A 20,178-nucleotide genomic window follows, 5' to 3' on the forward strand; every position below is an offset into this window, starting at 1 on the left:
GGGCGGTGTGTGACGCAGGGCGTTGGACACGAGATTGCTGACGGCCTGCCGCAGCCGGACCGGATCGGCGTGCAGCGACGGCCGGGAGCTCCCGGGGCCGGCCGCGGCGACCGTGAGCGCGACGCCCGCCGTCTCGGCCGGCCCCTGGTACGCCGCGGCGACCTGGGTGAGGAGTTCGTCGGCGACGACCGGCTCCGGATGAAGCCGCAGCGCGCCCGCGTCGGCCGCTCCCAGGTCCTGCAGATCGTCGATGATGTGCTGGAGCTGCACCGCTTCCTCCAGGAGTGAGGAGACGAAGGCGGGGTCCGGGTCGGCCAGACCATCCTGTGCCGCCTCCAGCCAGCCCCGGATGTTGCTGAGCGGGGTGCGCAGTTCGTGGGCGACGTCGCTGACCATGACCTTGCGCTGCTCTTCGAGCCGGGCACGGTGTACGGCCATGTCGTTGAAGGCCGCCGCCAGCCGTCCGATCTCGTTGTCCGGGCCGACGGGCACCGGCGCCGAGTCCAGGCCGTCCCTCATCCGCTGGGCGGCGCCGGTCAGCGCGTACAGGGGCCGTACGAGCCGTGCCCCGGCAATCACCGAGACACCGACGGTGAGCGCCAGGACGAGAGCGGTGACCCCGACGATGCGTGCGGTGTTCGCCGGTGAGAGGTCGAAGCCGGGCACGCCGACGGCTCCGGGGCCGTCGATGAACAGCAGTGCGGGCGCGGCGACATAGGCCGTGAGCTGCTCGCGCCGGGCGCTGCCCACGCAGGAGGCGATGGCCCGGTCGTGTCTGCTGTCGCGGGCCCGGGGCACAGCGCCCGCGGCTTCGGCTGCCTTCGCGGCCTCGGCGGCTTTCCTCTCCGTGGCCGCCTTCCGTGCGGCCGCCTCCTTGTCGTCGCTCGCGTCCTCGGGCCCGGGGGGCGCGGTCTGCCCGTACCCCCGGTCCCAGGACAGGTCCAGGTTCAGGGTCACGCCCGTACGTCCCTGGCGCTTCAGGCAGGCGTCGGCCAGCTGGTCGAGTTCCCGCAGCGCCTTCCGCTCGGTCGGGGTGGGGCCCAACTCGGCGGTCAGGCACTTGAGTTCGAGCTGGCGGTCGGTGTCGTTGCTCACGTACTCGACACGGGGCCGTCCGCTCGGGCTCTCGACGACATCCGCGGCGATGCCCACCGCGCTCAGGCACCGCACGTTCTCGGCGGTGGTCCGCCGCAGTTCGGCGCGTTCCTTCGGGGGCAGCAGGAAGGGGCCCACCGCTCGCGGATCGACGCGGTCCGCGCCGGCGGGCGTGGCGTCGGGCACCAGCAGCGTGTCGACGGACAGCGGGTCGACGACCGCCGACGCCTGAGCGGGCAGCGGGTCGCCGGAGGAGGCGGCGGCGGAGTCGACGAGGGGGCGGCGGTCCTCGGTGGTGAGCGCGATCCGGCGGTCCGACTTCCGGGCCAGTTCGCGCACGGTGTCCTCGACGCCCTCCCAGCCGGGGTGGGAAGCGGCGTACCCCAGCAGCGTGTTGTAGATCTCGGCGTCGGAGCTGAGGTCCTGCCCCTGTTCCTGGCGGATCGCCCCGGAGGTCGTCTGCACGGCGAGCCACGCGGTGGCGGCGACCGAGCACGAGGCCACCAGCGCCGACACGATGAGCAGCCGGCCGAGCAGGCTCCGCCGCAGCGGCGGCCGGGGCCCGTCCGGGTTACGCCGCGACCGCTGCCGGCGCCGACCCCGCTCAGGTCTGGGCATGGCGTGCGTTCTTCGCGGGGTCCGTCAGTTTGTAGCCGACACCGAACACGGTGAGCAGCCGGGCGGGGCGCCGTGGGGCGTGCTCTATCTTCTTGCGCAGATGCATGATGTGGACGTCCACGGTGCGGTCGCTGATGTACTTGTCGAAGCCGTGCAGTTCCTCCAGGAGCCGCTGCCGGGTGAAGACCCGGTCGGGCTCCGTCGCCATCGCGGCGAGTATCCGGAACTCACCGGGTGTGCACACGACCGGCGTCCCCGCGACCGACACCTCGTGCCGGGCCGGATCGATCCTGAGCGTGCCCACCGACAGTGCCTCGTCCTCGACGGCGGGGGCGGTCGCGGGGGCCGTGGCCCGGCCACCGGAACGCCGGTTGCGGCGCAGCAGCGTCCGCACCCGGGCCGTCAGCTCCCGGGGACTGAACGGTTTGGTCATGTAGTCGTCGGCGCCCAGGTCCAGTCCGAGCAGCAGATCGTCCTCGGTGCTGCGGGCCGTGAGCATCAGCACCAGCACCTCCCGGCCCTCGGCGCGCAGGATCCGCACCACGTCGAGGCCGTCGGTGCGCGGCATCATCACATCGAGGACGAGCAGGTCGGGTTCCCCGCGCCGGACCTCGTCGAGTGCCGCGCGGCCGTCCTCGACGACCGTCACGGTGTGCCCCTCGTGCTCCAGATACCGGCGCACCAGTTCGGCCTGCTTCACGTCGTCCTCGGCGATCACGATGTTTGCGCGCACGCCGCCGATCGTAGCGACCGCGACGTCGGACGCGGAGGAGAGCGCTGCCAACCTGCCGTGCCGGGGGGCCCGTTGCCTCGACGGGGCCCCCGGCACCTGCGTGAACCGCTCAGGAGGTGACCGTCAGGGAGGTCAGAGCGGCGTCCCCGCCCGCCGAGGCGCCGACCGCGAGGGCCACGTAGCGGGCGGTGGTGGAAGTACGCAGCACACCGCGCGCGGGCATCCGCGCCGTACCGCCGTAGGTGAGACCGTCCGAGCTGAACTCGACGTGGGACACCGGCCCGTGGCCGCCCCGCCACTCGGCGCGGATCTCCGTGACCCGCCGCGCGTCGCCGAGATCGACCACCATCCGGCCGCCGGGTCCCGGCTTCCAGGAGGTGCGCGGATCGCCGTCGACCGCGGCTCCGGGGTCCGTCATCCCGGGCGGCAGCGGCGCCGTGGGGAAGGTGGTGCGGCCGAGCGCGAGATCGGCCAGCGGGTAGCCGGTCGCGCGCGGCACGGTCACGGTCGTGGAGCGGCCCGCCCGGACCGTCGCTCCCACCAGGTGGCCCTGGGCCGAGACGGTGACCCGGCAGGCCGGGCCGCTCAGCCGTACGGTGCCGCCGTCGACGACCTCGGCGCGCAGCCCGGCCGGTATGCGGGCACGGCCGCCGGCTCCGGAGAGGGTGATCCGGGGCGGCAGCAACACGGCCGAGGCGGCGCCGAGTTCGGCCTGGTACTCCGTGCCCGCCCCGGTGACGGTCTGGACCCCCTCGTAGAGGCGTACGTCGTCGGTGGGCCTGCCCGGTACCGAGACGGTGGTGGTGACGGCTTCCGGTGAGAGGTTGAACAGGCTCAGGAAGTGGCCGGTCACGGCGGCCCTCACCCGCGCGGAGCCCACCGACGGGGTCGCGGCGCCTGCGGCGGCGCGCAGTTCCTCCGCGTCCGTGTCCACGAGCCCTTCGACCAGGAGACCTTCGGCGGGTCCGTCGGAGAGGACGATCGTGTCGCCGTAGACACCTATCGGGTTGGCGCCTGCGCGCACGACGAGGCCGGCGCGGCCGTCGACGTCCAGCCAGCCGCCCCGGCTGGTGAGGTCGGGCCGCGGCCAGACGACGAGGTCGGTCCACCGCTGTCCGTCGGCCGACCCCTGAAGCCGGTACGCGCGGCCCGCGGCGCTCTCCCAGCGCAGCGTCACCCGGTCGACCTCGGTGGACTCCCCCAGGTCCACGGCGATCCAGCTGTCGGCCCTCGGCCGGTCGGCGCGGGAGACCGCCCATCTGCTCGCGCCGTCGCCGTCGACCGCGCGTACGGCCTCCCGGCCGGTGTCGAAGGAGGACGCGGACGCGCTCGCCCCCGCGCCGCGCGCCAGGTCGCTCCCGGAAGCACCGTCCCGGATTTCGAAGGCGTACAGCGAATAGCCGTACGAGGGGTCGGGCCGCACCCCCAGCATGCGCAGATGCCGGAACGGGGCGCGGGGGAAGGAGAGTTCGTCGACCCGGGGTCCGGCGGACGCGGATCCGGTCGCGTTGGCGGCGACGGTGACACTTCCCTCCGCCGCGCGGTAGGTGCGGGCGCCGTCCAGTCCGGGCATGCCGGGCATGTCGAGGTTGTGGACCTTGAGGTGGCCCTCTCCCCCGCCGGCCCCGGAGGTCGCGTACACGACGGCGCCGGAGGGAAGAGTGGTGAACCCGGCGTGTCCGCCGCCGTCCAGGGCGAGGAGGCTCGCACTGCCGTCGAAGCCGTCTCTCAGCCGGGTGTACGTGGCCACCGACCGTCCCGTGACCTTGCTCGTCGTCGTCGGGAGGAACATCGGTGTCGTACCGCTGAGTTCGAACAGCCAGTCGTCGTGGGCGGGCTGCCAGGCGAACTTCACGAAGCCCGCCTTGCTGACCGTCCCGGCCCACGCGCCGGCCGACTGGTGCGAGACCAGTCCCGGGCCGGTGCCGTGGTCGGTGACGCCGCTCGCGTGGTCGAAGAACTCACGCTCCGAGAACGGCTTCACGGCCGGACGGCCCGACGCGGCGCGCCACTCGTGCAGGAGGTAGCTGATCGCCACCTCGGCACGCGCCTCCGGCTCGTACTTGGGCTCGCCCGAGAACTTGGCGATCCGGTACCGCGGCGGATACTCCTGGTAGGCGTCGAGCCGTTCGGCCAGGGCGACCTCGCAGCGTGCCGCGGCGCGGTCGCCGACGACCTGGGCCAGGAAGGCGAGGGGGATGACGTCGCGCCCGTAGAGGTGCTCCCGGTCGTCGACCATCGGCATCAGCGGCTCGCCGGCGTCGCTCATCACGCCGAGCAGTGTGCGCCACAGGGGCCCGGCGTTGGGCTGCGAGGTCAGTACCTCGGGCAACTCCTGTCCGGCGACCAGGAAATGGGCGGCGTTGCGGGCGGAGGTGCGCCACAGCTCTTCCTGGTAGTGCGGGCCGAACGATCCGTGGTTCTCGACGATGAACGTGTCGTACAGATTCCGCGCGGTGTTCGCGCTGACGGCGACCCCGTCCACGCGGGCCGGGTTCGCCAGGTCCGCGGCCGGCAGCCCGGCCTCGTTACGGCTCCACCGGCCGAAGGCGGCACTCCACGACGTGTACCGCGCGTCGTCGGCGCCCCAGGCGAGGCCGGGCGCCAACGACTGGGCGTAGACGCCCATTTCCTCCAGTTTGGTGTCGCCCTGGAACCCGCCGGCCGCCCCGTTGGGGGTCCAGCTGCCGGAGTCCGGGTCGTTCCCGGTCCCCAGGTTCGCGGTGTACTGGGCCTGTTCGCGGGCGATGGTGTCGACGTCGCGGCGCGTCGCCTCGTCCAGGTCGTCCCACAGCAGACGTGCCGCGAGCACGAAGTACGACTGGAAGGTGGTGTCGAAGAACAGTTTGCGGCCCCACTGGGTGCCGCCGGTCAGCCGGTTGGACGCCGCGAAGTGCTTCAGTGTGGCCAGGGTCCGCGCGCGCAAGGTGTCCTTGTCGACCCCGGCGCGCTCCGCGTCGTAGGTGCCACGGGTCAGGAGAACCGCGTTCCCGAGCACGACCGCGAAGCCGAAGTCCTTGCTGGTGTAGTGCCCTTGTGCCGCGTCCCACTGGCTCTCCGACCAGCGGGTGTGGGAGAGGAGGACGTTGTAGTACGCCTCGGCGACGGCGCCGAGCGGCTCCGGCTCGGCCTGCCCGCCGCCCCGGGTAGCCGAAGCGGCCGAGGCCGGGCCCGCGCCGAGCGCCATGGGGAGGGCGGTCAGCGCGCCGGACATGCCGATCAGATGCATCAGATGACGGCGCGTGAGTCCCGTCGCTTGTTCGGGCATGTGGCACGACCTCTTCTCGACAACGTTGTCAGGGGGGTGAGGGTCATTGTTTTGCCGAAACCAGCTCACGTCAAGGCTCGTAGGCTGTGGCCCGCCCGGTCCGCGCGGGCGTCGCGCCACCGTCGCGCCGTCGAAGCGCCGGAGACCGGGGCCGTCACCGGCGCTTCCTCCGGAGCCGCACCGGATCGCGTACGAGCAGGCGTCCGGGGCACGCCTCGGGCCGGTGGGCGGAGAGCGCGGGGCCGCGACATAGCGCCGTCCGCCCGTGGGGCGCGGCCCGCGGCGGCTGGTGCGGTGCATCGCGAGGCGGAGGATCGGCGTGGTGGACGGACCGGCCGTACCTGGCCGAGTCCGACAACGCGGCGAGGTGCCGTACCAGGCGTCGCGGGCCAGGCGGGACTTCGCGGATACCCCCTAGGGGGCCGTCAACTCGGCGACAAGGTGGCCCAGTTCGTCGTACCGCCGGTCGAACGCGTCGGTGCTTGCCGGTGGGTCCCCGCCCGGTCGCCGGACGTAGGCGGTGCGCATGCCGCCCGTCCGGGCCGCGCGGAGGTCCCAGGCGTGGGCGGCCACCATGAGTACGCGCTCGGGCGGGCATCCGGCGGTGTCGACGGCGAGCCGGTAGACCTCCGGGGCCGGCTTGTAGGCCCGGACGGATTCGGCGGACAGCGCCTGGTGCCAGCGCAGACCGGCCCGTGCTCCGAGCCGCAGCAGCGTGGTGCGGCCGGCATTGGAGAGGCCGAGCACGGGAAGCCGGACGGCGATCCGGTCCAGAGCCGCGGCAGAGTCGCCCCAGGGCGGCAGGCGCCGACTCGCCGTGGCCAGCCGGGCGATGGCCGCCGGTTCGGCGAGTCCCGCGTGGTCGGCGACCAGTTGTGCGGCCTCCGCGTCGATGACGTCGCTACTGGCGTACGCGCGCCGGCCCTCCAGGATGCGTCGTTGCTGCCGCTCGCTGTGCCGCTGCCACAGGGCGAGCGACTCGTCGACGCGGGCATCGCCGGACTCGGGCAGGGCGGCGCGGATCTCCGCCCGGAGCCCGCCGGGTTCGTCGACGAGTGTGCCGAGGACGTCGAAGACGACGACCTCGATGTCGCGGATGCCGGCCATACGTCCCCCTGTTCACGCCGGCGCGTCACCGGCTCAAGAGGTGACGACCTTGCCACCGACACCGTCACCGGTCAAGATGGTGACGTGAACTTCGCGTATGTGAGCGGCAATCCGGCCCTCGATCTGGCCGGCACCGTGGGCTCCCGCCGGGACGAGCCCGTCGACGGCTTGGCCGCGCCCGCGGACCTCGAACGGTGGGTGGCCGGATGTGACGAGCTGCCCGGCCCTGTCACCGCCGATGTCGCGGCCTTCGAGTCCGCGCGGTCACTGCGGGAAGCGATCTACCGGCTCGCTCACGATCGTGTGCTCGGCCGGCCCTTCGATCCGGACAGTCTGGACATCGTCAACGACGCCGCCACCGGGCCGGCTCTCACGGTGAGGCTGAGCGACACGGGTCTGCACCTGGCGGGGGACCTCGCCGCGGTGCTCTCCCATGTGGCCAGAAGCGGCGTCGCCGTGCTCGCCGACCCGCACGCCTGCCTCAAGGAGTGCGGTCGCGCCCGCTGCACCCGTATCTATCTCGACCGCTCGCGCGGCGCCCGTCGCACCTGGTGCGGGATGGACGAGTGCGGCAACCGCGTCAAGGCCGCCGCTTATCGGGCGCGCAGACGGGCCGCCGGCGCGCCTCCTCCGGCCGAGCGGTAGGTCCGCGCGTGGGCGTACGCGACGGGCGAGTCCCCGGGAGTACCCCGTGGACGTGTGCCCCCGGCGTCGCGTACGGCGCCCCGCTCAGGTGCCGCAGACCGGCACCGTCCGCACGTGTCCGCCGAGGTTCTCGTCGTCGGTGCCCAGAACGGCGTCGGCGGAGCCGGGCAGACACTCCACCGCTTCGACCTTGTACCCGGGGTACTTCCCCAGTACGGCCGGGGACGCGGCGAGCGTGACCCGTACCCGGCCCGCCACCGACACGCTCACCCGGCCCGCGTCGCTCACCGCGGAGTCGAACGGGCCGTCGTCACCGGCGTCCGTCGCCGAGCCCACGATGATCCGGCCGGAGCCGGTCACCGAGATGTCGGAGATGTGGCGCGTACCGTCGTCGGCCGGATACGCCGCCCGGTAGGTCTTGCTCGTCACGGCGCCGAACAGCGGCTGCCCCCACGAGGCGAACGTCAGCGGCGCCGCGTACAGCGTGGCGGGTCGAGCCGTCCCGGCTCCCCGGTCCGCCCACAGCACGGCGAGTCTCCCCCGCTGGGCGACGACCGCGAAGCTCTCGAAGTCGTCTCCCTCACCGATCGCCGGCAGCGGTGAGTAGTCGACGACTGTCGCCGTGGCGCCGGTGACCTTGAGGCGGTAGACGATGCCGCGACTGGTGAGGGCCAGATACTCCCCCGGCATGTCGGGGACGGCTTCGACGGCTTCCAGATCGACGGGTTCCGCTCCGTCCCAGGTGATGGGGGTGATCTCCGAGGAGTCCTCCCCGTGGGTGATCCGGGACAGGCGCTGCTGCCCGGACCGCTTGTTGTCGTGCACGACAAGGGCGTTCACGCCTGCCCGCTCCGCGGCGGGGCCTTCGTACGCGAGGCCGCTGACACCGCTTCGGGCGTCGCCGCCGACCTTGTGCCACTCACCCCGCGCGCCCGCCGGGACGGTGCCGAGCATCGTCAGCAGCGCGGTCGCCGCGCCCATCAGGGCCGTGCGCCGGGTCATCGGAAATCTCACCGGGGTCGCTCGCCGTCTCCGTCCGACAGACGCGAGATCACGCGCCGGGCGTCAGATTATTGATCTTGGTGAGCGCCGCCCAGGGACCGTTACGCCGTTCGCCGGAGCGCGAAAGTCGGATTCGGCGGGCGCGGCGGCGCAGACGGAGCGCAGCGCGTGGGTCAGAGCTGCCGCGTGAACGCCGTCGAGGTGCCGATCGCGCCGTACCCGCGTCTTCGCGGCGGTCAGTTCGGCGCCGCAGGAAGGAGCCGCGCGTGCCGCCGGCGAGTCCGCGATCGCGTGGACCAGTTCGGTGTTGACGCGGTTGATCTCCTGCCTTACGTCGTCGAGGTCCGGGCGCTGCGCCGGGGCGGCGGAGGGCTCCGCGTCCCAGCGGCTGTGCAGGGCGCGTTGGACGTGTTTGTTCGCCTCGATCTGGTCCCGGAGGATCCGTACCGTCACGCCGGGATCGCCTCCCGCTTCCCGAGCCTGCCGCGCCACCGTGTCGAGGACCCGCTTCTCGCGGGCGGGGTCGTCGACCGGACTGCCCGTCCCCCGTTTCGCGGCGGCGACGAGATCGGCCGTGGCGAGGCGCCGGGCCGAGAGGTCGGCGAGCGGATGGAGCCGGCCGTACGCGTCGTGCCCCGGCCCGGCGACCGGCGCGGCCCCCGCCGGAACGGCCAGGAGCGTGCTCGCGACAGCCCCGGCCGCCGCGAAGCGCCTTGCGGACGAAGGCATTTGCATGGGGCAGATCGTACGGTCGCGCTCCGGCGGAGCCCGGCGCCACACGCGGAGCGAGCCGTCCGTGGACCGGGCGTGGCGGCCGAGGCTCAGGGCGTGTCTCCGCCGGCCAGCGGGCCGGTGATGCGTTCGGCGACAGCACGCCGCAGTCCGGGGTCCAGTCGCGCGTCGGTGAGTGACTCAACAGCCACAGGCCGTCGGCCGCGAGGCGGGCGACGAACTGGTCGAGCGCCGCGGAATCGGCCGCGGCCCCCGCCGGGCCCGGCGACCACCAGCCCGGCGCGCAACGGGGTGAACCCCTCGATGAGTTGGAAGCGCTGGGTGGTGATCAGCTGGACGTCGGCGATGGCGTACATGGAGAAGCCGGCCGCGAGGACTCCGGCGAGGAACGCGCCGGTTGCGGAAGACCGTGAAGTCCAGCAGGGGGTGGGGCAGTCGGCGCTGCCTCCGTGCGAACGCCCGTCCGCCGAGGGCTGCCGCCATGACGGATGAGGTCGGGAGCAGGAGGTCCGCGGCGCCTACCACGCGGGCGGCACCCTCGCCCCGTACGCGCGTCCAGGCGTGTACGGAGAGGCAAGGCGGTCCGATTCATGGTGTTCTGACCTCAGCGCCGAGCGGCTGGGACACGGTCGCGGAGGTCCACTGCGAAGGAAGACTCCATGAGCGATCCGTCGGTCCCCGGTCCGCCCGGCGGGACACAGAGCGGCAGACCGGGCGACTCGCGGACAGCCGCCCCGGGACCCACGGCGGACGAACCCGATCCGCACCGCTGGTGGGCGCTGGCCGTCATCGCGACCGCGCAGCTCATGGTGGTGCTCGACGCGACGATCGTGAACATCGCGCTTCCCTCGGCGCAGCGCGCGCTCGGCATCAGCAACGGGAACCGCCAGTGGGTGATCACCGCCTACACCCTGGCCTTCGGCGGTCTCCTGCTCCTCGGCGGACGCGTCGCCGACCTGGTGGGCCGCAGACGTACGTTCATCATCGGCCTCATCGGGTTCGCCGGCGCCTCCGCGATCGGCGGCGCGTCCGTCGGCCAGGAGATGCTCTATCTCTCCCGCGCGCTCCAGGGCGTCTTCGCCGCCCTGCTGGCGCCCTCCGCGCTCTCCCTGCTCACCACGACCTTCCCCTCGGGCAAGGACCGCGCCAAGGCCTTCGGCATCTTCAGCGCCATCGCGGGCGGCGGTTCCGCCATCGGGCTGCTCCTCGGCGGCATCCTCACCGAATGGCTGAGCTGGCGGTGGTGCCTGTACGTGAACGTCCCCATCGCCCTGCTCGCCGTCATCGGCGCGTTCACGCTGCTCAAGGACCGTGCGGGCACCAAGGGCGCGCATCTCGACATCCCCGGCGTCTTCCTCGGCTGCGGGGGGCTCGTCGCGATCGTCTACGGATTCAGCCGGGCCGAGGCGATCGGGTGGACCTCCACGGAAGTCCTGACCGTGCTGAGCATCGGCGTCGCGCTGCTCGTCACGTTCGCCTGGTGGCAGACCAGGTCATCGGGCCCGCTGCTGCCCCTGCACATCGTCCGGGAGCGCAACCGCGGCGGTTCGATGATCGTGATGGCGATGACGACGATCGGCCTGTTCGGCGCGTTCCTGTTCCTGACGTACTTCCTGCAGACCATCCTCGGGTACTCGCCGCTCGGCGCGGGCCTGGCGTTCCTGCCCCTGTCCGCGGGCATCATCATCGGCTCGACGCAGATCTCCGCCCGGCTGCTCCCCCTCGTACCGCCGCGCATGCTGCTGGTGCCCGGTCTGCTGCTGAGCGCGGGCGGCATGTTCTCGCTGACCTTCCTCGACACCCACTCCACCTACGCGGGGCACATCCTGCCGGGCACCCTCCTGCTGGGCTTCGGACTCGGGCTGACCTTCCTGCCCATCATCTCGACGGCCACCAGCGGGGTCGCCCCGAAGGACTCGGGCGTCACGTCGGCGACCGTCAACACGGCCCAGCAGGTGGGCGGTTCCATCGGTACGTCCCTGCTGAACACGATCGCGACCACCGTCACGGCCTCGTACCTGACCAGCCATCTCGCCGCCGCGGCCCGCGAGGGCGGGCTGACCCCGGCGGAGCGGACGAGCATCGTGAACACCGGCACGGTCCACGGGTTCACGGTGGCCATCGCCTGGGCGGCGATCATCCTGCTCGCCGCCGCGGTCCTCGGAGCCGTCATGATCAACGGCAAGTCGCCCCGAGCCCGCGCGGCGCAGGAGGAGCAGGCCGCGTAGGCGTGTGCGGTGGGCTCGGACGGGGGCTCCCCGGCCGCGTACGGCCCTCGCCTACTGCGAGGGAATGGTGGCACCGGCGGCGGGTTCCGGCGCCGGTGCCGGGCCGGCGGGCGGCTCCTGCCCGGGGTCGGGGTCGGTGAGCTGCTCCCGCAGGTAGTTCCAGACCACGGCGATCAGCGCGGCGACCGGTACGGCCAGCAGGCTGCCGACGATGCCGGCCAGGCTGGCGCCCAGTGTCACGGCCAGCAGGATCACTCCCGCGTGGAGGCCGAGTCCCCGGCTCTGGATCATGGGCTGGAACACGTTTCCTTCGAGCTGCTGCACCAGGATGATGATCCCGAGCACGATCAGCGCGTCCGTCGGGCCGTTCGACACCAGTGCGATGAGTACCGCGACGAGTCCGGCGAACAGCGCGCCCACGACCGGCACGAACGCGGAGACGAAGGTCAGCACCGCGAGCGGGAGCACCAGTGGCACTCCCACGATCCAGAGCCCCAGACCGATGAAGACGGCGTCCAGCAGACCGACGAACGCCTGCGAACGCACGAACGCCCCCAGCGTGTCCCAGCTGCGCTCGGCGACGACCGGGACGTCGGTGGCGAGCCGGCCGGGCAGCTGGCGGGTCAGCCACGGCAGGAACCGCGGGCCGTCCTTGAGGAAGAAGAACATGAGGAAGAGCGCCAGAACCGCGGTGACGACACCGTTGACCACGGTGCTCACGCCGGTGACGGCAGCCGTGACGATGCTGCCGACACTGTCCTGGACGCGGGCGACCCCGGTGTCGAGCGCGCCGGAGATCTGGTCCTCATCGATGTTCAGCGGCGGCCCGGCCGCCCACTCCCGCACCTTGTCGATCCCGTCGCTCACACGTTCCGCCAGCTCGCCCGACTGGGCGGCCACCGGCACCGCGATCAGCGCCACGACACCGGCGGCGGCCAGGAGGAAGAGGAGTGTCACCGTCGAGGCGGCCAGGGCGGCGGGCCACCCGTGCCGGCGCAGAAAACGGGCCGCGGGCCAGGTGAGCGTGGTGAGGAGCAGGCCCACCACGAGCGGCCACATGATCGACCACATCTGCCCCAGAAGCCATACCGCCACCCCCGTCATGACGAGGACGACCAGCAATTCAGCGGAAACGCGGGCCGAGGTACGCAGCGCGGCGCGGCTCTTCGCGGAGTTCAACGAGGCAGACATGGGGGTCACCTTAAAGGCACTCGGTCCGCGGGCCTTACGCGCGCCACCATCCAAGACCGCCCGCGGGCGCGGGCGTGCGCTTCGACCACTTCGGGCGCTCGGCGGCGGGCGCGGCATTAGAGTGACGCGGTGACCTCTCTGCCGGAAGACCGGGCGCAACTGATCAGCGACGAAGACCGCGACACCGCTGTGCGGCGTCTGCAGGAGGCGTACGCCGAAGGGCACATCTCGCACGAGGAGATGGACGAGCGTCTCAACCACGCGCTCGCCGCGAGGACTCGGGGCGATCTCGTGCCGGCGCTGGACTCGCTCCCCGAGGAGAAGGCGCCCGCCACGTCCACGATCGCCGCCGCCGGCGGACGCATCACGCGGCGTGGCGCATGGCGGGTGCCGCGGACCCTGAAGGTCGGGTCGGCGTACGGCAGGGTGCGTCTGGACCTGTCCCGGGCGGTCATCGAGCATTCCGTGATCGACATCGAGTTGCAGATGGGCACCGGCGGGGCCCGGATCACGGTGCCGCCCGACGCGATCGTCGACACCGAGGGTCTGGCCACCGGGTGGAAGGACGTGCGCTACAAACCCCGCCCTTCCTCCGGCCCCGGCGGGCCGACGATCCGGATCTCCGGGGCCATGGGGTACGGACGGTTGAAGATCCGCCACGCCTGGCGTTGAGGCGGTCCGGGCGGACGCGCCGTCAGCCCTGATCCCGTCCGAGAGCCGCCACCGCCCATTTCGCCCGGGTGGACAACTCGCTCAGAGCCTTGGCGTGTTGCCGGGCGATCGTCGACAGCAGTTCCCTGCCGAGTGCCATCGTCTCGCGGGCCAGTGGGGCGTCGCCGGCCTCGGCCGCCGCGAGCGCGAGTTCCAGGTGCTGCTCGGTGATGAGGCGGCCGAGACCATGACGGTGCCACTGCGGCACGGTCCTCACCGCCGTACGCGCCCGCTCCAACGCCCGTCGTGCCGCGGCGAGATCACCCTTGCGGCGCTCCAGCCGGGCCAGGTCGCAGGCCGCCACCGCCCGGTCGCGGTCGGTGTCCTGGAGGGAGAGGAAGAAGAACTGGGCGCGGGCCGCCTGTGCGTGGTCGCCCAGTCGCTCCAGTGACGCGCTCAGCCGGCCGAGCAGTTCGGCGTCGGCGGGGCCGGCGTCGTCCAGCAGGCGGATGAGCGCGACCCGGGCGTGTTCGATCCGCCCCTGGGCGCGGGCCAGTTCGATCCAGGTGAACTCGCTCTCCGCCTCCGGATCCCGGCCACAGCTGTCGGCGTCCATGGCGCGCGCCCAGTCACGAGCCCCCTCGGTGCGCTCGGACGTCTCACGCTCCAGGAGCAGCCGCAGCAGGGGCAGGTCGCCGTCCCGGCGGTCGTACCGCGCGGCGCGTATCACCCCCGCGCGCAGCACCGGGTCGGCCAGGGCCTCGTCGTACGCTCCGGGCTCGCCCGCCCGTACGCGTGCGAGCACCGCTCGTCCCGGCCCGAGCACGACGTCCCGCAACGGCCGGCGCCGCGATTCGTCGGTGAGCCGATAGGCGCAGAGCTCGGTCGAGTTGAGCAGGAGATGGTCGGGCTCCGTGCGGTCGACCGCCGCTTCCATCAGGGCGGCCAACTCGGTCAGGGGGCGGTCGGGAAGTCCCAGCCCGGCGAGCAACGCGGCGCGGTGTGCGTCCAGTTCGGGGGCGAACTCCTCGCGCGCCTCGGCGTCGCCCGCCTCGACGGCCGCCCGCAACTGCTCCTCGTCCAGGTCGCCGGAGATGTTCTCGCAGTACCAGGGCAGCCGGATGAGCATCTCCAGCGCCTCGGAGACGCTGTCGGCGATGAGTACCGCGTCGCCCTCGGAGGAGGCGTGCAGTACGGCCGTTCCCCCGCACAGGAAGTACGTGCCTCCCGTGTCGTCGCCCGCGATCGGCTCCAGGGAGGCTCCGGAGGCGAGATGGACGTCCTCGACGTGGTGGGCCCGGTCCAGGTCGAAATCGAAGGGAAACGCGGCCAGGGCGGCCAGTTCGGGGCGGGTGCGGAGCAGACGCAGAACGCGGTCGGTCATACGGACGAACCCTAAGGGCTGTTCGCCTGAGCGGATGGGGCGGTGTCGGCGGGCGAGCGGGGGACTCGCCGTCGCGTATCGGCGCGGAGCCGATGTCTTTGCGCGGGCGGCGTTATGTCCGGCGGGTTACGAGAAGCGGAGCGCGCGCATTCTCGACTGTGATGTCCGACGCAGCTCCGCTCCCGGTCGGAGCGCGGGTCCGCTCTTTCGAGCCCGGAAGCGGGCGGACCCGTGCCCGTTTCCGGTCCTTTTCACGCCCGGAACAAGTGGCAGCCATGGCAAACAGCTGTCATTGGTAATTTCTGAGCAAAGGGCAATGCCTGCTCGACGCCAATAGGGCTGGGTGGAGTGACGTTGACATCCATTAGTGGGTATCCATACTCTTCCCGCATACAGCACGGCAGCTGAAATCCCCCACTCACCGCATGGTCGAATATTGTGAACTCGCCGATGGCACGGAAAATTCACACAGCCGTAGCATGCCGCCGCCCCTCCTTAACTCGGGGGCGCCGCACGGGGCGGCCGGCCCGGACTCCGCCGTCGGACACATCACGGCAACAAATAGCGGTCAGTAAACAGTTCAACAGCATATGCCGAACGGAAGACTTTTTCCGCTCTGCGCGCCACGTGCGTTCGGGGCGGTACCGGCGGCAGGGCGACACACGCCAGGGCAGCCGATCACCACCGCACGCCTGCACTCCCCACCGGGTGCCGCAGTCGCGGCCCCGCAGCGAACGCCACCGCCGGATCCAGCCAAAGGGTCAGTATGCGTCTGTTCGAACGATCCAGGGAAGCAAACACGCTCGCAAAGGCTTTTGACGCCTGCTCGGCTGGAATAGGGCAATTCGTAATCATTACGGGCGGCCCTGGCTCAGGGAAGAGTGAACTCGTCCACGACACACTGAAAACGGTCGGTGAAGTCGGCGCGACTGTTCTCCTCGCCACCGCGTCGCCCACCCGGACAAAGCAACCGCTCAGCATCTTCCGGCAATTACTGCGGGACGCGGAGGTGTCCTGCGCCACACTCGAACAGCTGGCATCGACGCACCCCGGATGGTATCAGGAGGACGGCGGCGGAACAGGCGCCTTCGAGGAACGTGATTGGCCGAATGCGGACAGCGAAAGAGCTGTCGCCCGTGCGGCCGAGGAGGCCACCGCCGCACTCATCGAACTGTCGTCGGAACGCCCGTTGGTCATCGCGGTCGATGACGCGCAACTGATGGACGACGATTCGCTCGCGGCAATGCTGAGCCTTTTGCACCGAATACGGAAGAAGAGAATCCTTGTCCTCTGCGTGAGCTGGGAGCAATCGGGCGTCCGGGGACCGGTCGTCCACCGACAACTCATCAGGCAGCCGCACGAACGCGTACGCATCGCTCCCCTGACCGAGGACGGCGTCGCGGCGCTCCTCAGCCGGCACGCCGGCCGGCCGGTCAAGCGAGAGACGAGCGACGCCTACCACCGCGCCACCGGCGGCAACCCGATGCTCGTCCACGCCCTCCTCGACGACAGCGCCCGCTTCGGCTCGGAGCCGGGCGAGCCCGTCGCGAGTTCCGCCTACCGGCAGGCCGTACTCACCTGCCTCGGAGGCACCAGCCCGGCACACACACGGATCGGCGCCGCGATCGCGGTGCTCGGCGACTTCGCCTCCGCCCGCAACGTGGCCCTGGTGTCCGGCGACTCCCCCACCACCGTCCTGGAGACCGTCAGCGTCCTCAACTCCAGTGGTCTGCTGTCCGACTACGCCTTCCGTCACCCGGCGGCGGCCGAGGCCGTGCTGAACGATCTGTCCGAAACCGAACTGGCCCGGATCAACACCGCTGCCGCGCAACTGCTCTACCAGGCCGGGGCGCCCGAACGTGACGTGGCCGCCAGACTGCTCGCCGCCGACGAGGTCGTCCAGCCCTGGGGGCCGAAGGTGCTGCGCGGCGCCGCCGACCTGGCGCTCGGGGCCGACAACGTACGCGAGTCGATGAGCTATCTGCGTCTGGCACTGCGCGACCGGACGGACGAGCACGACCGGCACCGGCTCCTCGCCGCCCTGGGCCGTGCGGCGTGGCGGGTGAACCCCGCGGCGGCGGAGGCGTCCCTGGCGCAGTTGCGCCGGGCGGTCTTCGACGGCTGCCTGGACGCCGACGACGCGGCGACCGTCCTGCGGTACATGCTGTGGCAGGGCGAGGACTCCGACCAGGTCGCCACCGCGATCGGGGCGCTGAGCGGCCCCGCCGCCGCGGACCGGGACAACCAGTCCATCGCCGAGGTGGAGTTCATCAGACAGTGGTTCTACGGCGTCCCCGGTGTCCGGCGGCCGGGCGGGCCCAACGGGAGCGACGGGAGCGACGGAACCGCCGCGGACCACGGGGACGGCGGCCCGGCGGCGAACGGCGGGGCGGGACTGGCCGGGCTCAGCCCCAAACTGGCGCAGCTCATCTCCGGCGCGTCGGACGAGGTCGTCGCCTCCGTGGTCCAGTCGCTCCAGGGGCTCCAACTCGACCGGATGAAACCGGAGTTGGTCGCCATGTCCCTGCTCGCGATCGCGCACACGGATCGCGGCGGAACCGCGGCCGAGGTGTGCGAGACTCTGCTCGCGTACGCGGCCCGGCGCAAGGCCACCACCTGGCACGCCCTGCTGACCGCCGTACGGGCCGAGATCGCGCTGCTGCAGGGGGATCTGGAGACCGCGGACGCCAAGTCCGCCGAGGCGCTGGACATGATGCACACCCGTGGCTGGGGTGTGCTCATCGGACTGCCGCTGGGCACCGCGGTGTTCGCCAACACGGCTCTGGGGCGGCACGACCGGGCCGCGGAACTCCTGGAGCGGGAGTTGCCCGACGCCGTCTTCCGTACGGTCTTCGGTGTGCAGTACCTGCGTGCCCGGGGCCACCATTACCTCGCCACCGACCGGGCGTTCGCCGGGCTCAGCGACTTCGAGACGTGCGGCCGGCTTCTGCGCGACGCCAACGCGGAGCTGCACAAGGGGATTCCGTGGCGGGCCGATCTCGCCGAGGCGAACCTGCGCATCGGCAGGACGAAGACGGCGCGCGAGTGGGCCGAGGCACAGGTCGAGGTGGGCGGCAGCAGACCCAGTTCGCGCGCGCGAGGTGTCGCCCTGCGGCTGCTGGCGCAGATGAGCAGGCCCAATGTCCGCACCTCGCTGCTGCACGAGGCGATCGATCTGCTCAGGGCCTCGGGCGACCGGCGGGAACTGGCCGTGGCGTTCTCCGATCTGTCCGCCACCCACTACGAACTGGGCGACTACGCACGCGCCCGGCTGGTCGCCCGGCATGCCTCGCAGGTGGCCGCGACCGGCCCCGTGGAGGCCGCGGTGGGCAGCAGGCTGGTGGCCCTGGAGCATCTCGGCCTGCCGGAGGAGCCGGGGGCGGCGATGCTGCTGACCGACGCCGAGTGCCGGGTCGCGGGACTGGCGGCGCTCGGCTACAGCAACCGTGAGATCAGCCGGCGCATCCACGTCACCATGAGCACCGTCGAGCAGCATCTGACGCGTGTGTACCGGAAGTTGAAGGTGGCCAGCCGGGCAGATCTGCCGTCGAAGATGCTGGAGCACCGCATCCCGACGCTGTCGGACCACTTCGCGCCCGGCGAGACCGCCGCGCCCGCCGTGTAGCGCGGTCGGCCGGGGGCGGCCGGGAGGGAACAGATACGGCACGGGGCGTGCGACGGCCCCGTGCCGTCGCCGTGTCCGGCGTCCGCGCGCGGGGTCGGGGCCGGGCCACTCCCCCGGTTCGGGTAGTGCCCCGCCGCCCACGGACCTCCGTGTCCGGGCGCGGGGCCCGGACACGGAGGTCCGTTCGGCACATGACTGACGCGTGACTGATGCTCCGTCAATCATGATCATTCACCGGCTAGTTGAAGCTTCCCAGCTCGTCGTCCAGGATGCCGAGCAGTTCCTCGGCGGACGCGGAGGACAGTTCCGGCCGGTTCGCGTCGGACCTCTCCGTCTCCTGCGGTGCGTCGGACCCCGCCCACCTGGCGGACAGCGCCCGCAGCCTGAGCGCCACCCTGGACCGCTGCTCCGCGTCGACCGACTCGGGGTCGAGATGCGTTTCGAGCCGGATGACCTCCGCCTCCGCGTCCGGGGTGCCGGGGATGTCGTCCGGCGTGATGCCCAGTTCCTCGAAGAGATGGGCGGCGAGGGCGGTCGGCGTCGGGTAGTCGAACGTGAGGGTGGTCGACAGGCGCAGACCGGTGTCCGCGCCCAGGCGGTTGCGCAGTTCGAGCGCGGAGAGTGAGTCGACTCCCAGCTCGCCGAAACCGCGGTCGGTGTCCACCGCGTCCGCCCCGGTGTGGCCGAGTACGTCACCGACGTGTCCCCGCACGGTCTCCAGCAACAGCTTCATGGCGTCGGTGGCGCCCAGGGACGCGAGCCGGTCCGCCAGTGCCCGGGTGTCGGCGGCGGGCGCGGCGGTGACGTCGGCGGTCCGCGCCGTGGGGCGCGCCGGGGCCGGCAGAAGCCCGCGGACCAGCGGCGGCGCGTCCTTGGTGGCGCGCAGCCGTACGGGCAGCAGCGCGGGCGCGTCGGTGGCGAGCGCCCGGTCGAAGAGGGCGAGCGCGCGACCGGGGGTGAGCGGTTCGATGCCGTCCCTGGCCAGTCTGCGCAGTTCGGCGTCGCCGAGTCCGCCCGCCATGCCGGTACCGGTGTCCCAGAGGCCCCAGCCCAGGGAGAGGGCGGTGAGGCCGGTGTCCCGCCGGTGTGCGGCGAGCGCGTCGAGGAAGGCGTTGGCGGCGGCGTAGTTGGCCTGTCCGGCGGCGCCCAGCGTGCCGGCGGCCGACGAGTACAGGACGAACGCCGTCAGGTCCAGGTCGCGTGTCAGCTCGTGCAGATGCCAGGCCGCGTCGACCTTCGGGCGCAGTACGGTGGCGAGCCGCTCCGGGGTCAGTTCGGTGACGAGGCCGTCGTCGAGGACACCGGCGGCGTGTACGACGGCGGTCAGCGGATGCTCCGCGGGAATGTCCGCCAGCAGGGCGGCCAGCGCCTCACGGTCGGCGGCGTCGCAGGCCGCGACCGTCACCTCGGCGCCGAGGTCGCGCAGTTCCCGGACGCCGGAGGTGTCGCCGCCCCGCCCGCACAGCAGCAGGTGGCGGACTCCGTGCGCGGTGACGAGATGGGCCGCGAGAAGCCGTCCGAGTGTGCCGGTGCCGCCGGTGAGGAGCACCGTGCCGCCGGGTGCGAAACCGCCGAATGGAGCGGCGGGCCGGGCGGGTTCGGCCAGCTTCGGCAGATACGCGCGGCCGGCGCGCAGGGCGATCTCCGGCTCCCCGGTGGCGACCGCCGCCGGCAGCGCCGCCTCGGAGGCGGGGTCGCCGTCGCTGTCGACCAGGACGAGGCGTCCGGGGTGTTCGACGGCCGCCGAGCGGATCAGGCCCCAGATGCCCGCGAGGGCGAGGTCCGCGGGTCCCTCGACGCCGACGGCGCCGTTGGTGACGACCACCAGCGGACCGCTCGGCCGGTCGTCGGCGGAGAGGTGTTCCTGGAGGGCGGCGAGGGCGCCGGTGACGGCCTCCC

At 72.3% G+C, this 20,178-nt stretch carries 13 protein-coding genes and 1 pseudogene; 4 read left to right on the forward strand and 10 right to left on the reverse strand.

Annotated features, from left to right (window positions below; translation table 11 throughout):
* The 4 genes from GXP76_RS22870 to GXP76_RS22885 all read right to left on the reverse strand — a co-directional run.
* On the reverse strand, positions 1-1,713 hold a 1,713-nt coding region (locus GXP76_RS22870; protein WP_242573450.1), incomplete at its 3' end, for a cell wall metabolism sensor histidine kinase WalK.
* Positions 1,700-2,446 carry a response regulator transcription factor gene (locus tag GXP76_RS22875; protein WP_242573451.1) on the reverse strand — a complete coding sequence of 249 codons (747 nt, stop codon included), beginning with the start codon at positions 2,444-2,446 and terminating at the stop codon, positions 1,700-1,702. The genes GXP76_RS22875 and GXP76_RS22870, both read right to left, overlap by 14 nt.
* Positions 2,447-2,555: 109 nt before the next feature.
* Positions 2,556-5,714: a discoidin domain-containing protein gene (locus GXP76_RS22880; RefSeq protein WP_242573452.1), complete on the reverse strand. Its 3,159-nt coding sequence runs from the start codon at positions 5,712-5,714 to the stop codon at positions 2,556-2,558.
* 414 nt (positions 5,715-6,128) lie between these two features.
* A complete protein-coding gene (locus GXP76_RS22885; protein WP_242573453.1) occupies positions 6,129-6,821 on the reverse strand; it encodes a haloacid dehalogenase type II in 693 nt (230 codons plus the stop codon).
* 84 nt (positions 6,822-6,905) lie between these two features.
* Here GXP76_RS22885 and GXP76_RS22890 point away from each other — a divergent pair, with 84 nt between their 5' ends.
* On the forward strand, positions 6,906-7,466 hold the full coding sequence (locus GXP76_RS22890; RefSeq protein ID WP_242573454.1) for an ABATE domain-containing protein: 561 nt from the start codon (positions 6,906-6,908) through the stop codon (positions 7,464-7,466).
* A gap of 84 nt (positions 7,467-7,550) precedes the next feature.
* Here GXP76_RS22890 and GXP76_RS22895 read toward each other — a convergent pair whose 3' ends face one another.
* The 3 genes and pseudogenes from GXP76_RS22895 to GXP76_RS22905 form a co-directional block, all read right to left on the reverse strand.
* Positions 7,551-8,468 carry a hypothetical protein gene (locus GXP76_RS22895; protein ID WP_242573455.1) on the reverse strand — a complete coding sequence of 306 codons (918 nt, stop codon included), beginning with the start codon at positions 8,466-8,468 and terminating at the stop codon, positions 7,551-7,553.
* 63 nt (positions 8,469-8,531) lie between these two features.
* Positions 8,532-9,203, reverse strand: coding sequence for a chorismate mutase (locus GXP76_RS22900; RefSeq protein WP_242573456.1), 672 nt, complete (start codon positions 9,201-9,203; stop codon positions 8,532-8,534).
* 260 nt (positions 9,204-9,463) lie between these two features.
* Positions 9,464-9,686: pseudogene (locus GXP76_RS22905) on the reverse strand (MFS transporter); the annotation flags it as partial.
* Positions 9,687-9,859: 173 nt separating this feature from the next.
* Here GXP76_RS22905 and GXP76_RS22910 point away from each other — a divergent pair.
* Positions 9,860-11,428 (forward strand): MFS transporter, encoded by a 1,569-nt coding sequence (locus GXP76_RS22910; RefSeq protein ID WP_277993703.1) that lies wholly within the window; start codon positions 9,860-9,862, stop codon positions 11,426-11,428.
* Between the two features lie 51 nt (positions 11,429-11,479).
* Here the strand turns inward: GXP76_RS22910 and GXP76_RS22915 are convergent, their stop codons facing one another.
* Entirely contained in the window at positions 11,480-12,619 is a 1,140-nt protein-coding gene (locus GXP76_RS22915) for an AI-2E family transporter (protein WP_242573457.1), read from the reverse strand.
* A 129-nt stretch (positions 12,620-12,748) separates the two neighbouring features.
* Here GXP76_RS22915 and GXP76_RS22920 point away from each other — a divergent pair, with 129 nt between their 5' ends.
* Entirely contained in the window at positions 12,749-13,291 is a 543-nt protein-coding gene (locus GXP76_RS22920; RefSeq protein ID WP_242573458.1) for a DUF1707 domain-containing protein, read from the forward strand.
* Positions 13,292-13,313: 22 nt separating this feature from the next.
* Here GXP76_RS22920 and GXP76_RS22925 read toward each other — a convergent pair whose 3' ends face one another.
* Positions 13,314-14,654 (reverse strand): hypothetical protein, encoded by a 1,341-nt coding sequence (locus GXP76_RS22925; RefSeq protein WP_242573459.1) that lies wholly within the window; start codon positions 14,652-14,654, stop codon positions 13,314-13,316.
* 766 nt (positions 14,655-15,420) lie between these two features.
* Between GXP76_RS22925 and GXP76_RS22930 the strand changes: the two genes are divergently transcribed.
* Positions 15,421-18,279, forward strand: a complete 2,859-nt coding sequence (locus GXP76_RS22930) for an AAA family ATPase (RefSeq protein WP_242573460.1) — start codon at positions 15,421-15,423, stop codon at positions 18,277-18,279.
* A gap of 238 nt (positions 18,280-18,517) precedes the next feature.
* Here GXP76_RS22930 and GXP76_RS22935 read toward each other — a convergent pair.
* A partial coding sequence (locus GXP76_RS22935; RefSeq protein WP_242573461.1) for a beta-ketoacyl reductase occupies positions 18,518-20,178 on the reverse strand: 1,661 nt, incomplete at its 5' end.

This window comes from Streptomyces sp. NP-1717 (genome assembly GCF_022695985.1).
Lineage (GTDB): Bacteria > Actinomycetota > Actinomycetes > Streptomycetales > Streptomycetaceae > Streptomyces.